This window comes from Amycolatopsis sp. PS_44_ISF1 (assembly GCF_032335455.1).
In the GTDB taxonomy this organism is placed as follows: Bacteria; Actinomycetota; Actinomycetes; order Mycobacteriales; family Pseudonocardiaceae; genus Amycolatopsis.
Map to the genome: position 1 here is coordinate 1,067,187 of NZ_JANUXO010000002.1, position 19,589 is coordinate 1,086,775.

Here is a 19,589-nt window from a genome sequence, read left to right on the forward strand (position 1 = left end):
TCAGCCGAGTTCCCGGTCGAGGAATGCGAACAGGTTGTCCCCGGTGATTTCGTCGAGGTCGTCGTGGCGCGCGGCCACTCCGGCCGGGAGCGCGTCGAGCAGGGCCCGCAGGCGGGCCGCCACCTGGGCGAGCGCCGGATCGGCCGCGTCGAGCGCGCCGAGCTCCGAGCCGAGCCGGTCGAGCCGGCCCAGCAGCGCGGGTCCGGCGGCCGGCTCGACCGGCTCGGCCAGCGCTTCGTGCAGGTGCTCGGCCAGCTCCGTGGCGTTCGGGTGGTCGAAGACCACCGTGGCCGGCAGCGCCGTCCCGGTGGCCGCGCCGAGCCGGTTGCGCAGCTCGACCGCGGTCAGCGAGTCGAAACCGGCGTCACGGAAGGACTTCGTGCGGCCGATCGCGGCGCCCAGCACCGCTGCGGCCTCCGCCCGCACGAGGTCGAGCAGCCGGGCCCGCCGGTGCGGGCCGGACAGCCCGGCCAGGTCGAGCCGGGCGCGCTTCGACTCGGCCACCGTCGCCACCGTCGCCACCGTCGCCGCCGTCGCGCCGGTTCCGCCGAGCAGCCCGGACAGGACGGCCGGCAGCGCGCCCGACCGGGCCCGGAGGGCGGCCCGGTCCAGCCGGATGGGCACCAGCTCCGCCCGCGGCGCGCTCAACGCGGCGTCGAGCAGGCGCATCGCCCGGTCCGGTTCCAGCGCCCGCACGCCCGAGCGGGTCATTCGGTCCGCGTCGAGCTCACCCAGCCGGGCCGCCATTCCGGTCGCCCAGGCGCCCCAGGCCAGCGACACCGCCGGGTGCCCGGCGGCGCGGCGACGGGCCGCGACAGCGTCCAGCGCGGCGTTCGCGGCGGCGTAGTTGCCCTGACCGGCGCCCCCGAGCACCCCGGCGGCCGAGGAGAACAGCACGAAAGCGGCCAGGTCGAGGTCCCGGGTCAGCTCGTCGAGGTGCACCGCCGCGTCCACCTTCGGCCGCAGCACCCGGTCCACCGCTTCGGCGTCCATGGTGGCCACGGTGGCGTCGGCGACGACCCCCGCCGCGTGCACCACGGCGGTCAGCGGCGCCGGGACACCGGCGAGCAGGGCCCGCACCTGCTCACGGTCCCCGACATCGCAGGCCACCAGCGAGACCTTCGCGCCCAGGGACTCGAGCCGGTCGCGCAGCCGGGTGGCCTCCGGGGCGGTGCGGGAGGCCAGCACGACGGTGCGCACGCCGTGCCCGGTGACGAAGTGCTCGGCCACGACGGCGCCCAGCGCCCCGGTGCCGCCGGTGATCAGCACCGACCCGGCCGGGTCCGGCCGCCGGGGCAGGATGAGCACGTTCTTGCCCACGTGCCGCGCCTGCGCCATCACCCGGAACGCCTCGGCCGCGTGCCCGGCGTCCCAGCGCGTGATCGCCGGCAGCGACAGCGCGCCCTCGGCGAACAGCCCGGTCAGCACCGCCAGCATCTCCCCGATCCGCGCCGGGCCGGCTTCGATCAGGTCGAACGCCCGGTAGCCGGGGAGGCCGGTGCGCACGTCGGTCTTGCCCATCTCCAGGAACCGCCCGCCCGGGCGCAGCAGCCGCAGCGAGGCGTCGGTGAGCTCCCCCGACAACGCGTTGAGCACCACGTCGACCGGCGGGAACCGCCGCTCGAAGGCGGTGGTGCGCGAATCGCCGAGGTGGTCCTCGGCCAGGCCCCACTCGCGCAGCAGCGGGTGCTTGCCCACCCCGGCGGTGGCGAACACCTCCGCCCCGAGGTGGCGCGCGAGCTGCACCGCGGCGGTGCCGACCCCGCCGGTCGCCGCGTGCACCAGCACCTTGGCGCCCGCGCCGAGCCCGCCGAGGTCGACCAGCCCGTAGTAGGCGGTCAGGTAGGCCACCGGCACCGCCGCGGCCTGCTCGAACGTCCACCGCTCGGGCATCGGCGCGACCAGGCGCGCGTCGGTGGTCGAGACCAATCCGAAGCTGCGGGGGAACAGGCCGAACACCCGTTGCCCCGCCACGAAGTCCACGCCCGGCCCGGCCTCGACGACCACCCCGGCCGCTTCGCTGCCCAGCACCGGCTCCCCCGGGTACAGGCCCAGGGTCATGAGCACGTCGCGGAAGTTCACCCCCGCGGCCCGCACCTCGATCCGGACCTCGCCCGCCGCCGGCGCCCGCTCCGGCTGCCGGCGCGCGGCCACCCCGTCGACGGTCCCGGACCCGGTGACCTCCAGCGCCCACCGGCCCGCACCGTCCCAAGCAGACAGCCGGGGCACCCACACCCGGCCCTCGCGCACGGCGACCTGCGGTTCCCCGGCACCGAGGGCCAGCGGCAGGTCCGCCGCCGCGGTGGACTCGGCCAGTTCGGCGAGCAGGTAACGGCCGGGGTTCTCCGTCTGCGCGCTGCGCACCAGTCCCCACACCGCCGCCGCGACCGGGTCTTCGCGGGCCGGTCCCGTGACCACCGCCAGGTTCCGGCCCTCGCGTTCGGCTTCGGCGATGGCCGCCAGCACCCCGGCGAGGGCCGCGCGGAGGTCGGCCGGGGGGACCCGGTGGGTCAGCCAGCCCTCGGTGCCGGCCGGTTCGGCCGGGGGCAGCTGCACCCAGTCGAGGGTGTAGAGGTCCTCCACGCCCGCACCGGGCGCGGCCGGGCGGCTGAGCAGCGATTCGACCGTCAGTACCGGTTTCCCGTCCTCGTCGTGGAGCGCGAGGGTGACGCCGCCGCCGGCGGCGGGGGCGAGCCGCACCCGGACCGCGGTGGCCGCCGGAGCGTGGAGCTGCACGCCGGTCCAGGCGAAGGGCAGCTGCGTGCCGTCGGCCTCCAGCGCGCCCACGTGCAGCGCGGCATCGAGCAGGACCGGGTGCAGGCCGAATCCGGCCGGGTCGAGCGCTTCGGGCAGGGCGACCTCGGCGAACAGCGTGGTGCCCTGCCGCCAGGCCGCGCGCACGCCCTGGAAGGCCGGCCCGTAGCCGTACCCCAGCTCCGCCAGCTGCTCGTAGAAGCCGGTCACGTCGAGGGGTTCGGCCTCGGGCGGCCATTCGGCCGGTCGGGGCGCCTCGGTCCCGGCGGCGAGCGCGCCGCCGGCGTGCCGGGTCCAGCGGTCGGCGGTGCGGGAGTGGATGGCCACCGGCCGCCGGCCGTGCTCGTCGGCGGCCCCCACGACCACCTGGACCGTGGTGGTCTCCCGGGGTTCGAGCACCAACGCCGATTCCAGGACCAGCTCGGCCACGGCCGGGCAGCCCACCCGCGCGCCCGCCTGCAGGGCCAGCTCGACCAGGACCGCCCCGGGCAGCAGCACGGTGCCGGAGACCACGTGGCCGGCGAGCCAGGGCTGGGCCGTGCGGGAGACGCGGCCGGTGAGCACGATCCCGCCGGTTTCCGGGTTCTCCACGGCCGCGCCGAGGATCGGGTGGCCCAGGCGGTCCAGCCCGAGCCCGGCCGCGTCGCCGATCCCCGGCGGCAGCCAGTACCGCCGGTGCTCGAAGGCGGTGGTCGGCATCGGCGCCCCCGGGCCGGCCGGCAGGACCGCGGCCCAGTCGACCTCGGTGCCGCGGGAGAACGCGACCCCCGCCGCGGTCAGCGCGGATTCGGCCTCCGGACGGTCCCGGCGGGTCACCGCGACGGCCACCGGACCGTCGGCCAGGCTGGTGATGAGCCCGGTGAGCGTGCCGCCGGGGCCCAGCTCCAGCACGGTTCCCACCGGCAGCGCGGCCACGGCGTCGGCGAAGCGCACGGTCCGGCGGACCTGGGCGACCCAGTACTCCGGCGAGCAGGCTTCTTCGTCGGACAGCGGCTGCCCGGTCACCGAAGAGATCAGCGGCACCTCCGGCGGGCTGAACGCCAGGGTGGCGACGACCGCGCGGAACTCGTCGAGCATGGGCTCCATCAGCACGGAGTGGAACGCGTGGCCGGTGACGAGGTCCCGGCACCGGTGACCGGCGGCGGTGAGCAGGCCGACCGCCTCGGCGATCCGGCCGGAGTCCCCGGAGATCACCACCGAGGCCGGGCCGTTGACCGCGGCCAGGTCGAGGTCGCCGCACAGCTCGCGGACCTCGGCCTCCCCGGCGGTCACCGCGACCATCCGGCCCGCGCCGGGCAGCCCCTGCATCAGCCGGCCGCGGGCGGCCACCAGCTTCACCGCGTCCGCCCGCGACAGCACCCCGGCGACGTGGGCGGCGCTCAGCTCGCCGATGGAGTGCCCGAGCAGCACCGACGGCCGGATGCCCCAGGAATCGAGCAGCGCGGCCATCGCCACCTCGACGGCGAACAACGCCGGCTGCGCGTTCCCCGTGGCGTCCAGGTCGCCGCCCTCGAAGACGATTTCCCGCAGCGGCAGGCCGAACTCCGCGCACACGGCGTCGAACTCCTCGCGGAACACGGGGAAGGCTTCGTAGAGCCCACGCCCCATCCCCGCCCGCTGCGCGCCCTGGCCGGCGAACGCGAAGGCGACCGCGCCGTCGCCCGCGGGCCCGGAGGCCGGCAGCGACCGCAGCGCCTCGGCCGCGCGCCCGGGATCGTCGGCGACGACCACCGCCCGGTACTCCCACCTCGTTCGCGCGGACAGCGTCCGGGCGGCGGCGGGCAGATCGTCCGGCAGGCTCCCGGCGATCCGATCGGCCTGCGCGAGGAGCCCGGACCCGGTGCGCGCCGAGACGACGAGCGGCACCGGTCCGGTCGTGGCGGCCGGTTCGGCGGGGGCCCGCTCCGGACCCTCCTCGACGATCACGTGCGCGTTGGTCCCGGACACCCCGAAGGACGAGATCCCGGCCCGGCGCGGCCGCCCGCCGCGGGGCCAGGGCACCGGTTCGGTCAGCAGCGCCGCCGAGCCCGCGCCCCAGTCGATCTTCTCGCTCGGGGTGGCGGCGTGCAGGGTGCGCGGCAGCACTCCTTCACGCAGGGCCAGCACCATCTTGATCACCCCGGTGACCCCGGCCGCGGCCTGGGTGTGGCCCAGGTTCGACTTGACCGAGCCGAGCCGCACCGGTTCCGCCCGGTCGTGGCCGTACACCGCCATGATCGCCTGCGCCTCGATCGGGTCGCCCAGTACGGTCCCGGTGCCGTGCGCCTCGACGGCGTCCACTTCGGACGGTCGCAGTCCGGCGTTCGCGAGCGCCTGCCGGAGCACCTGCTCCTGGGCCGGGCCGTTCGGCGCGGTCAGGCCGTTCGACGCGCCGTCCTGGTTCACCGCGCTCCCGCGCAGCACGGCCAGCACCTCCCGGCCCTCGCGCCGGGCGTCGGAAAGCCGTTGCAGGACCAGCACCCCGACGCCCTCGGCCCAACCGGTGCCGCCGGCGTCGGCGGAGAACGAACGGCAGCGCCCGTCGGCGGACAGCCCGCGCTGGCGGGCGAACTCGACGAAACCACCCGGGGTGCCCATCACGGTCGCGCCGCCGGCCAGCGCCATCGAGCACTCGCCCGACCTCAGCGACTGCGCGGCCAGGTGCAGCGCCACCAGCGACGAGGAGCACGCGGTGTCCACGGTGACCGCCGGGCCCTGCGCGCCCAGCACGTACGACACCCGGCCGGCCGCGACGCTGGCCGCGGTGCCGGTGCCGAGCAGCCCTTCGAGGTGATCCGAACGGGTTCCGCTCGCGTAGTCGTGGTACATCAGCCCGGTGAACACCCCCACCGCCCGGCCCCGCACCGAGGCCGGGTCGATCCCGGCCCGCTCCAGCGCCTCCCACGACGTCTCCAGCAGCAACCGCTGCTGAGGATCCATCGCCAACGCCTCACGCGGACTGATCCCGAAAAACCCGGCATCGAACTCACCGGCGCCTTCGAGGAATCCGCCGTGGCGCGTATAGGTGGTGCCGGGTGTGCCGGGGTCCGGGTCGTAGAGCGCGTCGAGGTCCCAGCCGCGGTCGTCCGGGAAGTCGCCGATGGCGTCACCGCCGCGGGCGAGCAGGTCCCAGAACTGGCCGGGCTCGACGATCCCGCCGGGCAGCCGCAGGCCCAGTCCGACGATCGCGATCGGCTCGTCGGCCGCCTTCGCCGCCGGGGTGAGGGCCGTTTCCGGGCCACCGGCCAGGAGGCCGCGAAGGTGCCCGGCCAGTGCGGTCGCGTTCGGATGGTCGAAGACGGTGGTCGCGGGCAGCCGGAGCTTGGTCGTGGCGGCGAGGCGGTTGCGCAGTTCGACGGCGGTCAGCGAGTCGAAGCCGAGGTCGCGGAACGCCGTCGACGGCGGCACCAGGTCCAGGCCCAGCACCGCGCCCGCTTCCCGGCGCACCAGCGCCAGCAGGTCCTGCCCGCGGGCGGCCGCGCGGCGGCGCGGCGGACCGGCGAGGCCCCGGAGCACCGCCGGAAGCCGTTCGCCCTGCTCGCGCAGCTTCGCCAGGTCGAACCCGGCCGGCACCAGCAGCGGGCGCGAGGAGCGCAGCGCGGCGTCGAACAACCTCAGCCCTTGGGCGGGGGTGAGGCCGGCCAGCCCGGCCCGGGCCATCCGGTCCCGGTCCTGGCCGGTGAGGTGGCCGGTCATCCCGGACGGGGTGGTCCAGAGGCCCCAGGCCAGCGACCAGGACGGCAAACCGGCCGCGCGCCGGTTCGCCACCAGGGCGTCGGCGTAGGCGTTCGCGGCGGCGTAGTTCGCCTGCCCGGCCGAACCGAGCACGCCGGCCGCGGCCGAGAAGACGATGAACGCGTCGAGGTCCCGGCTCAGTTCGTCGAGGTGGTCGAGCGCGTCGGCCTTGGGCCGCAACACCTCGTCGAAGCCGCTCAGGTCGGCCAGGAGGCCGTCGTCGAGCGCACCCGCCGCGTGGATCACGACCTTGGGCGCCGTTTCCAGCAACACGCGCACCTGCTCGCGGTCGGAGACGTCACACGTTTCGAAGCGGACCGCGGCCGGCTTCAGCCGCTCGGCGAGCCCGGCGTCGTAACCGGACCGGGAGGCGAGCACGAGGTTGCGCACTCCGTGCTCGGTGACCAGGTGCTCGGCCACGAGGCCGCCGAGCGTGCCGGTGCCGCCGGTGATCAGCACCGGCCCCTCGGGGTCCCAGGCGAAGGCGCCGAGGTCGGGCTGGACCCGGGTCAGCCGCGGTAGGAGCGGGCGGCCGGCTTCGATCAGGAGCTGGTTTTCGCCGGCCTCGAGCGCCGCCGCGGCCAGCTCCGGCAGCTCCGGGGCGTCATTGGCGACGAGGAACCGGCCGGGGTGCTCGGCCTGGGCGCCGCGGACCAGGCCCCAGACCGCCGCCGCGACCGGCTCGGACGGGGGCTGGGCGGTGGCGATGACCAGTGGGTCCTCGGTCCGGAGCAGGCTCAGCACCTCGTCGAGGACCGGGCGCAGCGGCCGCGCGGTGTCGACGCGCCGGATCGGCCGGGCGATCGGGGCGGCCGGGGTGAACGGGGCCTCGATCCAGTCGAGGCCGTAGAGCGGTTCGGCCGCCGCCGGGCGGGTGCTCAGCTCGCCCAGCGTCAGCACCGGGGCGCCCGCCGGGTCCTGCAGGTCCAGCGCCACGCCCTGGCCGGTCGGGGTCAGCCGGGCGTGGACGGTGGTGGCCCCGGACCGGTGGAGGGTCAGCCGGTTCCAGGCGAACGGCAGGCGCACGCCGTCGGTGCGGCCGAGTGCCGCGGGGTGCAGCGCGGCGTCGAGCAGCGCCGGGTGGATGGCGTACCCGGCCGGGGCCTCGGGCAGGGTGATCTCGGCGAACAGTTCCTCACCGTGGCGCCAGACCCGTTGCACGCCCTGGAACACCGGGCCGTAGTCGTAGCCGAGAGCGGCCAGCGCGGGGTAGAAGCCGCCGACGTCGACCGGGTCACCGGCGATGGTGAACGGCGCCGGTTCGGCCGCGGCCCCCAGGGTCGCGGTGGCGTGCCGGACCCAGTCGCCCTGCGGCGCCCGGGAGTGCAGGCTCAGCTCCCGGCCCGCGGTGACCACCCGCACCTGGTGCGTGCGCTCGTCGAGCACGAGCGGTGCCTCGAGGACGAGTTCGCCGATCCCGGGGTGCCCGGCGAGCCGGCCGGCCTGCAGGGCCAGCTCGGCCAGCGCGGCGCCGGGCACCAGCGCCTGCCCGGCCACGACGTGCCCGGCCAGCCAGGGCTGCCGGGTGGTCGAGAGCCGGCCGGTGAGCACCAGCCCGCCGGTGGCCGGGTTGTCCACGGCAGCTTCGAGGATCGGGTGGGCCAGCGGCGAGCCGGTCGCGGTGGGCCGCGGGGCCAGCCAGTAGTGCCGCCGCTGGAACACCGTGGTGGGCACGGTGGCGGGCCGGACCGCGGGCACGACCGCGGTCCAGTCGACCTCGGCGCCGTGGGCGAAGGCCTCGCCGAGCGAGCGGAGGAACCGGTCGCGGCCGCCGTCGTCGCGGCGCAGCGAACCCACCGCGGCCGCCTCGGGCCGGGTGTCGAGCACCGCGGCGGTGAGGATCGGGTGCGGACTGCACTCGACGAACAGGTCGAACCCGTCGAGGGCGGCCACGGCGGCGGAGAACCGCACCGGCTCGCGCAGGTTCCGCACCCAGTAGCCGGAATCCGGCTTCCCGGCCCACTGGACGTCCACAGTGGACATCCAGGGGATCTCCGGAACCGCGGCGCCCACCTCGCCGATCCTCGACCGGATCTCCCCGGCCACCGCATCCACCGCAACCGTGTGCGAGGCGTAGTCCACCTCGATCCGGCGAACCCGGACCCCGTCCGCCCGGTAACGCGCCGCCACCTCGTCCAGCACGGCGGACGCACCCGCCAGCACCACCGAGCGCGGTCCGTTCACCGCCGCGATCTCGGCGCCTTCGGGCACCTCGTCCGGTGCGACCGCCACCGACAGCATCCCGCCGCGACCGGCCAGCCCGGAAGCGATCACCTGGCTGCGCAAGGCCACGACCTTCGCCGCATCTTCCAAAGACAGCGCGCCGGAAACGCAAGCGGCGGCGATCTCCCCCTGCGAATGCCCGATGACCGCGTCCGGCTTCAGCCCGCACGACTGCCACAGGGCCGCCAGCGACACCATCACCGCCCAAGAGACCGGCTGCACCACCTCCACCCGCTCCAACCCACCACCGAACACCACCTCCCGCAACGACCACTCCACATAGGACGAAAGCGCCCGCTCACACTCCTCCATCCGCGCCGCAAACACCGGCTCGGACTCCCACAACTCCCGACCCATCCCCACCCACTGCGCCCCCTGACCGGGAAAGACGAACACGGTCCGGCCGGTACCGGGCGAAACCGGGGTCACCGAGCGCAGCCCGGCCACCGCGTCCTCGGTGGACTCCGCCACCACCACCGCCCGGTGGCTCCACCGCGACCGGGCGGTCACCTGCGCCCGAGCGGTCCGGACCAGCGACGCACCGGCTTCCAGGTGCTCGGCCAGCTTCGCCGCCTGCGCCACCAGAGCGGACTCCGTGCGGGCCGAGACCACCACCGGCACCGGCCCAGGCGCGGGGGCTTCCGCCTCGGGCGCCCGCTCGGGCGCCTGTTCCAGCACCACGTGCGCGTTCGTCCCGGACATGCCGAACGACGACACCCCGGCCCGGCGCGGACGCCCGGTCCCGGGCCACTGCGTGGGCGCGGTGAGCAGCCGCACCGCACCGCTCGACCAGTCGACCCGCCCGGTCGGCCGGTCCGCGTGCAGGCTGCGCGGCAGGGTCCGGTGGCGCAGCGCCAGCACCATCTTGATCACGCCGATCACCCCGGCCGCGGCCTGGGCGTGGCCGAGGTTCGACTTCACCGAGCCGAGCCACAGCGGCGTCGGCCGATCCTGCCCGTAGGCCGCCAGCACGGCCTGGGCCTCGATCGGGTCACCCAGCACGGTCCCGGTCCCGTGGGCCTCCACCGCGTCCACCTCGGCGGGACGGAGCCCGGCGTTGGCCAGGGCCTGGCGGATCACCTTCTCCTGCGCCGGTCCGTTCGGCGCGGTCAGCCCGTTGGACGCCCCATCGGAGTTCACCGCACTCCCACGCACCACCGCCAGGATCTCCCGGCCCTCCCGCTGCGCGTCGGAAAGCCGTTGCAGCACCAGCACGCCCACGCCCTCGGACCAGCCGGTGCCGTCGGCCTCGTCGGAGAACGGCTTGCACCGGCCGTCCGCGGCCAGGCCGCCCTGCCGGGCGAACTCGACGAACCCGGTCGGCGTGGCCATCACGGTGGTCCCGCCCGCCAGCGCCATCGTGCACTCGCCCGAGCGCAGCGACTGCGCCGCCAGGTGCAGGGACACCAGCGAAGACGAGCAGGCCGTGTCCACGGTGACCGCCGGGCCCTGCGCACCGAGCACGTAGGACAACCGTCCGGAAAGGACACTCGAGGAAATCCCGGTCAGCAGGAAACCCGCCGAGTCCGGGGAGGACATCCCGTACGCCTGCATCGCCGCGCCGACGAACACGCCGAGTTCGCGGCCGCGCACCGACTTCGGCGCGATCCCGGCCCGTTCCAGCGCCTCCCACGAGGTTTCCAGCAGCAGCCGCTGCTGCGGGTCCATGGCCAGCGCCTCACGCGGGCTGATGCCGAAGAAACCGGCGTCGAACTCCCCCGCCCCGGACAGGAAACCGCCGCGGGTGCCGCGGTCGTCGAACTCCGGGTCGAGGTCCCAGCCACGGTCCCGCGGCGCCGGGCCGATCACGTCGCGGCCGGAGTCCAGCAGCTCCCAGAACTCCTCCGGCGTCTCGATGCCGCCCGGCAGCCGCAGGCCCAGCCCGACGATCGCGATCGGCTCACCGGTCGGGTCCTGGGGCGCGACCGGGCGCGCCCCGGCCGGGCCGGCGTGCAGGAAGGCGCCCAGGCGGGCCGCGTCGGGATGGTCGAACGCGACCGTGGCCGGCAACCGCACGCCGGTCGCCGAGCCGAGCCGGTCGCGCAGCTCGACCGAGGTCAGGGAGTCGAACCCGGCGTCGCGGAAGGCCCGGTCCACCTCGATCGGCCCGTCCAGCGCGAGCACCGCGGCCGCCTCGGTCCGCACCAGCTCGACCAGCTCGGCCTCCGTGCGCCGCACCACCGGCGCGGTCGCGGCCCCGGGCTCCGGCGCCACCACCCGGGACAGCAGCGGGCTCGGCCGCGCGGCGGTGAACAGCCCGCCGAACCGCGGCCAGTCGATCCGGGCCACCACCGCGCTCGCCCGGCCGCGGCCGACCACCTCCGCCATCGCGCGCAGGGCCGGCTCCGGCGGCATGGTGAGCACCGCCCGGCGGCGCAGCTCGGCCTCCCCCGAGGCCGCCATGCCACCTCCGCCCCAGGCGCCCCAGGCGATCGCGGTGGCCGCGAGGCCGCGGGCCCGGCGGTTGCCCGCCAGCGCGTCCAGGGCCGCGTTCGCCGCCGCGTACGCGCTTTGCCCGGCCGCACCCCAGACTCCCGCGATGGAGGAGAACAGCACGAACGCCTCCAGCGGCCGGTCCCCCAGCAGCTCGTCCAGCACGGTCGCGCCGACCACCTTCGCCGCCAGCACCTCGTCGTAGGACCGCCGGTCGAACTCGTCGATGCGGTGCCGTCCACCGGGCACCCCCGCGGCGTGCACCACCGCGTCCGGCGGGTACTGCGCCAGCACCCCGGCGACCGCCGCCCGGTCGGTGACGTCGGCCGCCACCGGGATGATCCGCGGGTCTTCGCCGGACCCGCCACCGCGGCTGAGCAGCACCACGCGTTCGGCGCCGGCGTCCAGGGCCCAGCCGGCGACGTGGCCGCCGAGCGCGCCGCTGCCGCCGGTGATCAGCACCGTTCCCCGCGGGGTCCACCGGCCCGGGCCGCCCGGCAGCGGGGCCAGCCGCCGTCCGTAGGTCCCGCCGGGCCGGATCGCCACCTGGTCCTCGGTCCCGCCCAGCACCCCGGCGAGCGCGCCGGGCGGGGTTGCGGCCGGCGCGTCGACCAGGCCGCCCCACTGGTCCGGTCGTTCCAGGGCGGCAACCCGGCCGAACCCCCAGAGCTGCGCGGCGGGGAGATCGACGACCTCCGCCGCGTCCACCGCCACGCCACCGCGCGTCACCACCCAGACGCGGGCGTCCGGGTACGCGCGCAGCGTCTCCACCAGTTCCTCCACCGACGGCGAAACGCACAGGACCCGGTCCGGGTCACCGCCGGTGGCCAGGCCCAGCGCGGCCGCGAGCGTGTCGTCGCCGAGCACCAGCCACCGTCCGGCGGGGGTCTCGGAGCGGTCCGGCAGGCGCTGCCAGGTGATCTCGTACCGCCACGGGTCCGCTGCGGGCCCGGCTTCGGCGCCGAGCCAGTAGTGCCGGTGCCGGAACGCGGTCTTCGGCACCGGTCCGAGCGGCCCGGCGGGGATGACCCCGGTCCACTCCACCGGGGCGCCCCGGGTGAACAGCTCGCCCAGCGCGGTGAGCGCGGTGCGCACCTCGGGCCGGTCCCGCCGCGTGAGGGCGACCCCGGCCACCCCGAGTGAGCCGGCCAGCCCGGTCAGCACCCCGCCGGGGCCGAGTTCGAGCACCGTGGCGGCGTCCAGCGCGGCCACGGCGGCGGCGAACCGCACCGGTTCGCGCACCTGCTCCACCCAGTACCGCGCGGTCTCCGGCAGCGGCTCGCCGGTCATCCCGGACAGCACCGGGATCCGCGCCGGGCGGAAGGTCAGCCCAGCGGCCACGGCGCCGAGCTCCGCCAGCATCGGCTCCATCAGCGCGGAGTGGAACGCGTGGCTCACCCTGAGGTACTTGGCCTCGACCCCCAGCCGGCGCACCGCCGCGGCGACCGCGTCCCGCCGCCCGGAGAGCACGACGGACTCCGGTCCGTTCACCGCGGCCACCGACACGTCGGCGAATCCGCGCACCGCCGCCTCCCCCACCGGGACCGAGGCCATCACCCCTTCCCCGGCGGGCAGCGCCTGCATCAGCTTCGCCCGCGCGGTGACCAGCACCGCCGCGTCGGCCAGCGAGAGCATCCCCGCGGCGCAGACGGCGGCGACCTCGCCGACCGAGTGGCCGAGCACCGCCCGTGGCCGCAGGCCCCAGGACGTGACCAGCTCGAACATCGCGATCTCGACCGCGAACAGCGCGGGTTGCGCGCGGACCGTGGCGTCGAGGTCCTCACCGCCCAGCACGATCTCGCGCACGGAGAAGCCGAGGTGGCGGTCCAGCTCGGCGCAGGCCGCGTCGAACGCGTCCCGGAACACCGGGAACGCGTGGTAGAGCTCCCGGCCCATGCCCGGGCGCTGCGAGCCCTGCCCGGCGAAGGCGAACGCCACCGACGCGTCACCGGACCGCCGGCCGCGGGCCGCGCCCAGCCCGGCCACCGCTTCGGCCGGGGTTCCGGCGACGACCACCAGGCGGTGTTCCCAGACCGACCGCGCCGCCGCCAGCGAACGGGCCGTGGTGACCAGTGGCACCTCGGCGGAGCGGGCGCCGAGGAAGTGCTCACTGAGCCGCGAAACCTGTTCGGCCAGCGCGTCTTCGCTGCGGGCCGAGAGCACGAGCGGGACCAGGGCGTCGGGTTCGGGCTTCACGCTCTCGGCGGCTTCGGGCGCTTCGATGATCACGTGCGCGTTGGTGCCGGACACGCCGAAGGAGGACACCCCGGCCCGCCGGTCCGGCCCGGTCCACGGCACCGGGGCGGTGAGCAGCTCGACCGCGCCGGCCGCCCAGTCGACGTTGCCGCTGGGATGCTCGGCGTGCAGGGTGCGGGGCAGCACCCCGTGCCGCATCGCCAGCACCATCTTGATCACCCCGACCACCCCGGCCGCGGCCTGGGTGTGCCCCAGATTGGACTTCACCGACCCCAGCCACAACGGCCGCTCACGATCCTGCCCGTAAGTCGCCAGCAAAGCCGACGCCTCGATCGGATCACCCAGCACGGTCCCGGTCCCATGCGCCTCCACAACGTCCACATCGGACGGTTTCAACCCGGCGTCGCGCAACGCCCGGCGGATCACCCGCTGCTGCGCCACCCCGTTCGGCGCGGTGAGCCCGTTGGACGCCCCATCGGAGTTGACCGCGGAACCGCGCACGATGGCCAGCACCGCCCGGCCCGCCCGCACGGCCTCGGACCGGCGCTGCACGACCAGCACCCCGACCCCCTCGGCCCAGCCGGTCCCGTCCGCCTCCTCGGCGAACGACTTGCACCGGCCGTCCGGCGCGAGCCCGCGCTGCCGGGAGAACTCCACGAACACCTCGGGCGTGGCCATCACGGCCGCGCCCCCGACCAGCGCCGTGGCGCACTCCCCCGAGCGCAGTGCCTGCGCCGCCAGGTGCAGGGCCACCAGAGAAGACGAGCACGCGGTGTCGACGGTGACCGCCGGCCCCTGCGCGCCGAACACGTAGGACAGCCGTCCGGACAGCACGCTGGACGCCGTGCCGGTCAGCAGGTAGCCCTCCGCACCGGCGGAGCTCGCGCCGTAACGCTGCCCCGAGGCGCCGACGAACACGCCCAGATCGCTGTCGCGCACCGAAACCGGGTCGATCCCGGCGTCTTCCAGCGCCTCCCACGAGGTCTCCAGCAGCAGCCGCTGCTGCGGGTCCATGGCCAGCGCTTCGCGGGGGCTGATGCCGAAGAAGGCCGCGTCGAACCGGCCCGCCTCGGCCAGGAACCCGCCGTACTTCGTGGTCGAGGTACCGGTCGAAGCCGGGTCCGGGTCGTAGAGGGCGTCGAGGTCCCAGCCCCGGTCGTCCGGGAACTCCGTGACGGCCTCGCCGCCCTCGGCCAGCAGCTGCCAGTACCGCTCGGCGCTGTCGACCCCGCCCGGCAGGCGCATCCCGAGGCCGACGATGACGATCGGATCGTCCCCGGCCGGTTCGGTTTCCCTGTCCGGCCCGGTCTCCCTGTCCGGTTCGGGCCGCTGCGCCGGTCCCGGGGCCAGCCGGGTGCGCAGGGCTTCGGCGAGCGCGGCCGCGGTGGGGTGGTCGAAGGCGATGGTGACCGGCAGCGTGACCCCGGTCGTGGTGGCGATCCGGTTGCGCAGTTCGACCGAGGTCAGCGAATCGAACCCGGCGTCGCGGAACGCCCGGCCGGGGTCGAACTCGCCGGCCGGGTCCAGGCCGAGCACGGCCGCGGCTTCCCGGCACACCAGCCCGGTCAGCAGCTCGCGCTGCCCGTTTGTGTCCAGAGTGGACAGAGTCCGGGCCAGCCCGGACGCGGGCGCCGTCTCCACCGCGGCGGCGGCGAAGCGGCCGAGCAGCGGGCTCGGGCGGGCGGCGGTGAACATCTCGGTGAACCGCGGCCAGTCCATCCTGGTCACGACGGCGGTGGCCCGGCCGCCGCGCAGCACGTCCTCCAGCTCGGCCAGCGCCCGGTCCGGCGCCATCGGCAGGATCGCCCGCCGCCAGAGTTGCCCGGCCGCGTCGCCTTCGGCCGCCATGCCGCCCTCGGCCCAGGCCCCCCAGGCGATCGACGTCGCGGTGAGACCCCGGGCCCGCCGGTTCTCGGCCAGGGCGTCGAGGTGGGCGTTGGCGGCCGAATAGGCGGACTGCCGGGCCGAGCCCCAGATCCCGGCGATGGAGGAGAACAGCACGAACGCCTCCAGCGGCCGCTCGCCCAGCACCTCGTCCAGCACCGTCGCGCCCGCGGCCTTGCCGGCCAGCACCGCGGCGAAGGACTCCTCGTCGTGGTCGAGCAGCGGGACGAGGTCCCCGGCCACGCCCGCGGCGTGCACCACGGCGTCGGGCGGGTACCGATCGATCACGGCCGCGACCGCGTCCCGGTCGCCGACGTCCCCGGCCACCGGGATCAGCCGCGGGTCGTCGCTGGTGCCGCCGCGGCGGCTGAGCAGCACCACGCGTTCAGCGCCGCGGTCCACCGCCCACCGCGCCACCCGCAGGCCGAGCGCCCCGGTGCCGCCGGTGATCAGCACCGTGCCGCGCGGGGTCCACCCCGGTCCCCGGCCTCCGGCGGCGGCGGGGGTCAGCCGCCGGCCGAAGGCTCCCCCGGCGCGGACCGCGACCTGGTCCTCGGCCCCGCCCAGCGCCGTGAGCGCGGCCCCGGCGCCCAGGCCCGGCGCCAGGTCGATCAGGCCGCCCCACCGGTCCGGGTGCTCCAGCGCGGCCACCCGGCCCAGGCCCCAGACCTGCGCCGCCACCGGATCGGCCGGCGGGTCGGACGGCCCGGTGGACACCGCGCCCCGGGTCACCACCCAGATCGGCCCGGAACCGGAGCGCACCGCCTCCTGCACGGCGGGCAGCACCACCGCGGGATCGTCCGCCACGATCAGCACCCCGTCGGCCGGGCCCTCGGTGACGACCTCGAGCCCGGCCTCGGCCCAGGCGCTCGCGGGATCACCGGTGACGAGCCAGCGCCCCCCGGCTCGCGGGCCGGGGACCAGGCCCGCCCAGGTGATCTCGTACCGCCACGGGCCCGGCTCCCGGCCCGCCGCGCGGCCCGGCGGCAGCCAGTACCGGCGGTGGTCGAACGCCGTCGTCGGCAGCGCCACCGTGGCCGCCTCCGGCAGCAGGACGGTCCAGTCGATCCGGGCACCGCGCCCGAACGCCTCGGCGAGCGAGCGGCGGAACCGCGGCCAGCCGCCTTCGCCCCGGCGGATCGAGCCGAGCACGGCGGCCTCGGGGTGCCCGGCCTCGTCCAGGGTTTCGCTGATCGCCGAGGCCAGCACCGGGTGGGTGCCGCATTCGAGGAACAGGTCGAAACCGTCTTCGGCCAGCGCCCGGACCGCGTCGGCGAAGCGCACGGTGGCCCGGAGGTTCCGCACCCAGTAGCCGGGGTCGAGCTCACGCAGCCACGCGTTGTCCACTGTGGAGTACCACGGGATCTTCGGCCGCCCGGCGGTGATCCCGGCCAGCGCGGCGGAGATCTCGCCGGCCACCGCGTCGACCTCGCTGGTGTGCGACGCGTAGTCCACCGCCACCCGGCGGGTCCGGACGCCCTCGGCCGCGTAACGCGCCTCCAGCCGGTCGAGCCCGGCCGGGTCACCGGCGAGCACGATCGACCTCGGCCCGTTCACCGCCGCGATCTCCACGCCCGCGGGCACCTCGCCGGGCGCCGCCGAGACCGACAGCATCCCCCCGCGCCCGGCCAGCCCGGAAGCGATCACCCGGCTGCGCAGCGCGACCACCTTCGCCGCGTCCTCCAGCGACAACGCGCCCGCGACGCACGCGGCGGCGATCTCGCCCTGCGAGTGCCCGGCCACCGCGTCGGCCCGGAGCCCGAACGACTCCCACAGCGCCGCCAGCGACACCATCACCGCCCACGAAACCGGCTGCACCACCTCGACCCGGTCGAGCGGGTCACCGAACACGGCCTCGCGCAGCGACCAGTCCACATGGGACGAAAGCGCCCGCTCGCACTCCCGCATGCGGGCCGCGAACACCGGCTGCGTCTCCCACAGCTCCCGGCCCATGCCCACCCACTGCGCGCCCTGGCCCGGGAACACCAGCACCGTCTGGCCGGTACCGGCGCGAACCGGTTCCACCACCCGCAGCCCGGCCACGGCGTCCGAAGTGGACTGGGCGAAGACCACCGCGCGGTGCTCCCACAGGGCCCGGGTGGACAGCAGCGAGCGCGCCACCCCGGCCAGCCCGGGCCGCTCGGCGTCCAGGAAGCCGGCCAGCCGGTCCGCCTGGGCGGCCAGACCGCCGGGGGTGCGGGCCGACACCACCAGCGGCAGCGGCGCGGCGGGGGCCACCGGCTCCGGGCGTTCGGCCGCCGGCGCCTGCTCGATGATCACGTGCGCGTTGGTGCCGGAAACCCCGAACGAGGACACCCCGGCCCGGCGGACCTGCGCCGCCCACGGCGTCGCCGAGGTCAGCAGCTCGACCGCGCCGCCCGCCCAGTCCACCCGGTCGCTGGGCCGGTCGACGTGCAGGGTGCGGGGCAGCACTCCGTGCCGCATGGCCAGCACCATCTTGATCACCCCGACCACCCCGGCCGCGGCCTGGGTGTGCCCCAGATTGGACTTCACCGACCCCAGCCACAACGGCCGCTCACGATCCTGCCCGTAAGTCGCCAGCAAAGCCGACGCCTCGATCGGATCACCCAGCACGGTCCCGGTCCCATGCGCCTCCACAACGTCCACATCGGACGGTTTCAACCCGGCGTCGCGCAACGCCCGGCGGATCACCCGCTGCTGCGCCACCCCGTTCGGCGCGGTGAGCCCGTTGGACGCCCCATCGGAGTTGACCGCCGAACCGCGCAGCACGGCCAGGACCTCCCGGCCCTCCCGCCGGGCGTCGGAAAGCCGTTGCAGCACGACCACCCCGACCCCCTCGGCCCAGCCGGTCCCGTCGGCGGCCTGCGCGAACGACTTGCACCGGCCGTCCGCGGAGAGCCCCTGCTGGCGGGAGAACTCCACGAACACTTCCGGGGTGGCGAGCACGGTCGCCCCACCCGCCAGCACGAGCGAGCACTCCCCGGACCGCAGCGCCTGCGCGCCGAGGTGCATCGCCACCAGCGACGATGAGCACGCGGTGTCCACGGTGACCGCTGGGCCCTGCGCGCCCAGCACGTACGACACCCGGCCGCTGGCCACGCTGCCCGCGGTGCCCGTGCCGAGGAAGCCTTCGAGCTCGGCGGGCTGGGGGCCACTCGCGTAGTCGTGGTACATCAGCCCGGTGAACACCCCCACCGGCCCGCCCCGCACCGACACCGGATCGATCCCGGCCCGCTCCAGCGCCTCCCACGACACCTCCAGCAACAACCGCTGCTGAGGATCCATCGCCAACGCCTCACGCGGACTGATCCCGAAAAACCCGGCATCGAACTCACCAGCGCCTTCGAGGAAGCTGCCCCGCCGGGTCAGGGAACTGCCCTGACCCGCACCGGACAACCGCTCCAGGTCCCAGCCGCGGTCGACCGGGAAGTCCCCGACCGTCTCCCGGCCTTCGGCCAGCAGCTCCCAGAACGCCTCCGGGGTGGACACCCCGCCGGGCAGGCGCAGCCCCAGGCCGACGAGGGCGATCGGCTCATCGGACCGCCCGGCCGACTGCTTGAGCCGGTCCTGTTCCTGCAGCGAGGCCCGCAGCGCCGCCACGAGCCGTTCGTTCTGCGCCGCCAGCGCTTCGGCGTCCATCAAAGTTCTCCCAACGCACGGCGGATCAGGCTCTCCGCGTCCATTTCGGCCAGTTCCGCGGTGGTCTCCCCGGCCGCGGCGGGCCCGGTGTTCTCCAATGCGGGGTCCTCGAACGCGGGGTCCTCGGCCGGTGGCCGGCCGAACAGCCCGGCGTCCAGGCGCTCACCCAGCGCCGCCGCGTTCGGGTGGTCGAACACCGCGGTGACCGGCAGCTTCGCCCCGGTCGCGGCGCCGAGCCGGTTGCGCAGCTCGACCGAGGTCAGCGAGTCGAACCCGAGATCGCGGAAGGCCGTGGCCGCCTGCACCGGCTTGGCCCGGCCCAGCACCACCGCGGCCTCCCGCCGGACCAGCTCGGTCAGCGCGGCCCGGCGTCGTTCCTCGTCCATTTCGGACAGCCGGCCGAGCAGATCCTCCTCCGGTGGAACGGTTTTCCGGGGTGGCGGCACCACTGCCCGCCAGATCGCCGGCAGCGAGCCGGACCGGGCCGCGGAGCGCAGGGCCGCCAGGTCCGGCAGCACGCCCACGACCACCGGGTCCGCCGCCTTCAGGGCCGCGTCGAACATCCGCAGCCCGCGTTCGGCGCCGATGGGCGCGACCCCGGCCCGGGCCATCCGGTCCCGCTGCCCGCCGGTCAGGTGCCCGGTCATCGCGCTGGCCTCCGCCCACAGGCCCCAGGCCACCGACACCCCGGCCCCGCCCGCCGCCCGCCGCCGGGCGATCGCCGCGTCGAGGAAGGCGTTCGCGGCCGCGTAGTTCGCCTGCCC

2 protein-coding genes (1 of these 2 only partly in view) are annotated in these 19,589 nt (G+C 76.1%); both read right to left on the bottom strand.

The features are described from left to right. The gene (locus NYF13_RS19415) at positions 1–18,825 is read right to left on the bottom strand and encodes an SDR family NAD(P)-dependent oxidoreductase (RefSeq protein WP_315658606.1); all 18,825 of its coding nucleotides are present in this window, start codon (positions 18,823–18,825) and stop codon (positions 1–3) included. Then, on the bottom strand, positions 18,825–19,589 hold the 3' portion of the coding sequence (locus NYF13_RS19420; RefSeq protein WP_315658607.1) for a type I polyketide synthase. The gene runs 13,917 nt beyond the window's last position; only the last 765 of its 14,682 coding nucleotides appear in the window; its start codon lies off the right edge, out of view; the stop codon is at positions 18,825–18,827. The genes NYF13_RS19415 and NYF13_RS19420 overlap by 1 nt, the downstream gene beginning before the upstream one ends.

Bases quoted from the DNA above. Each gene is read 5' to 3' on its own strand.
- NYF13_RS19415 (WP_315658606.1), bottom strand. From the start codon at position 18,825: ATGGACGCCGAAGCGCTGGCGGCGCAGAACGAACGGCTCGTGGCGGCG.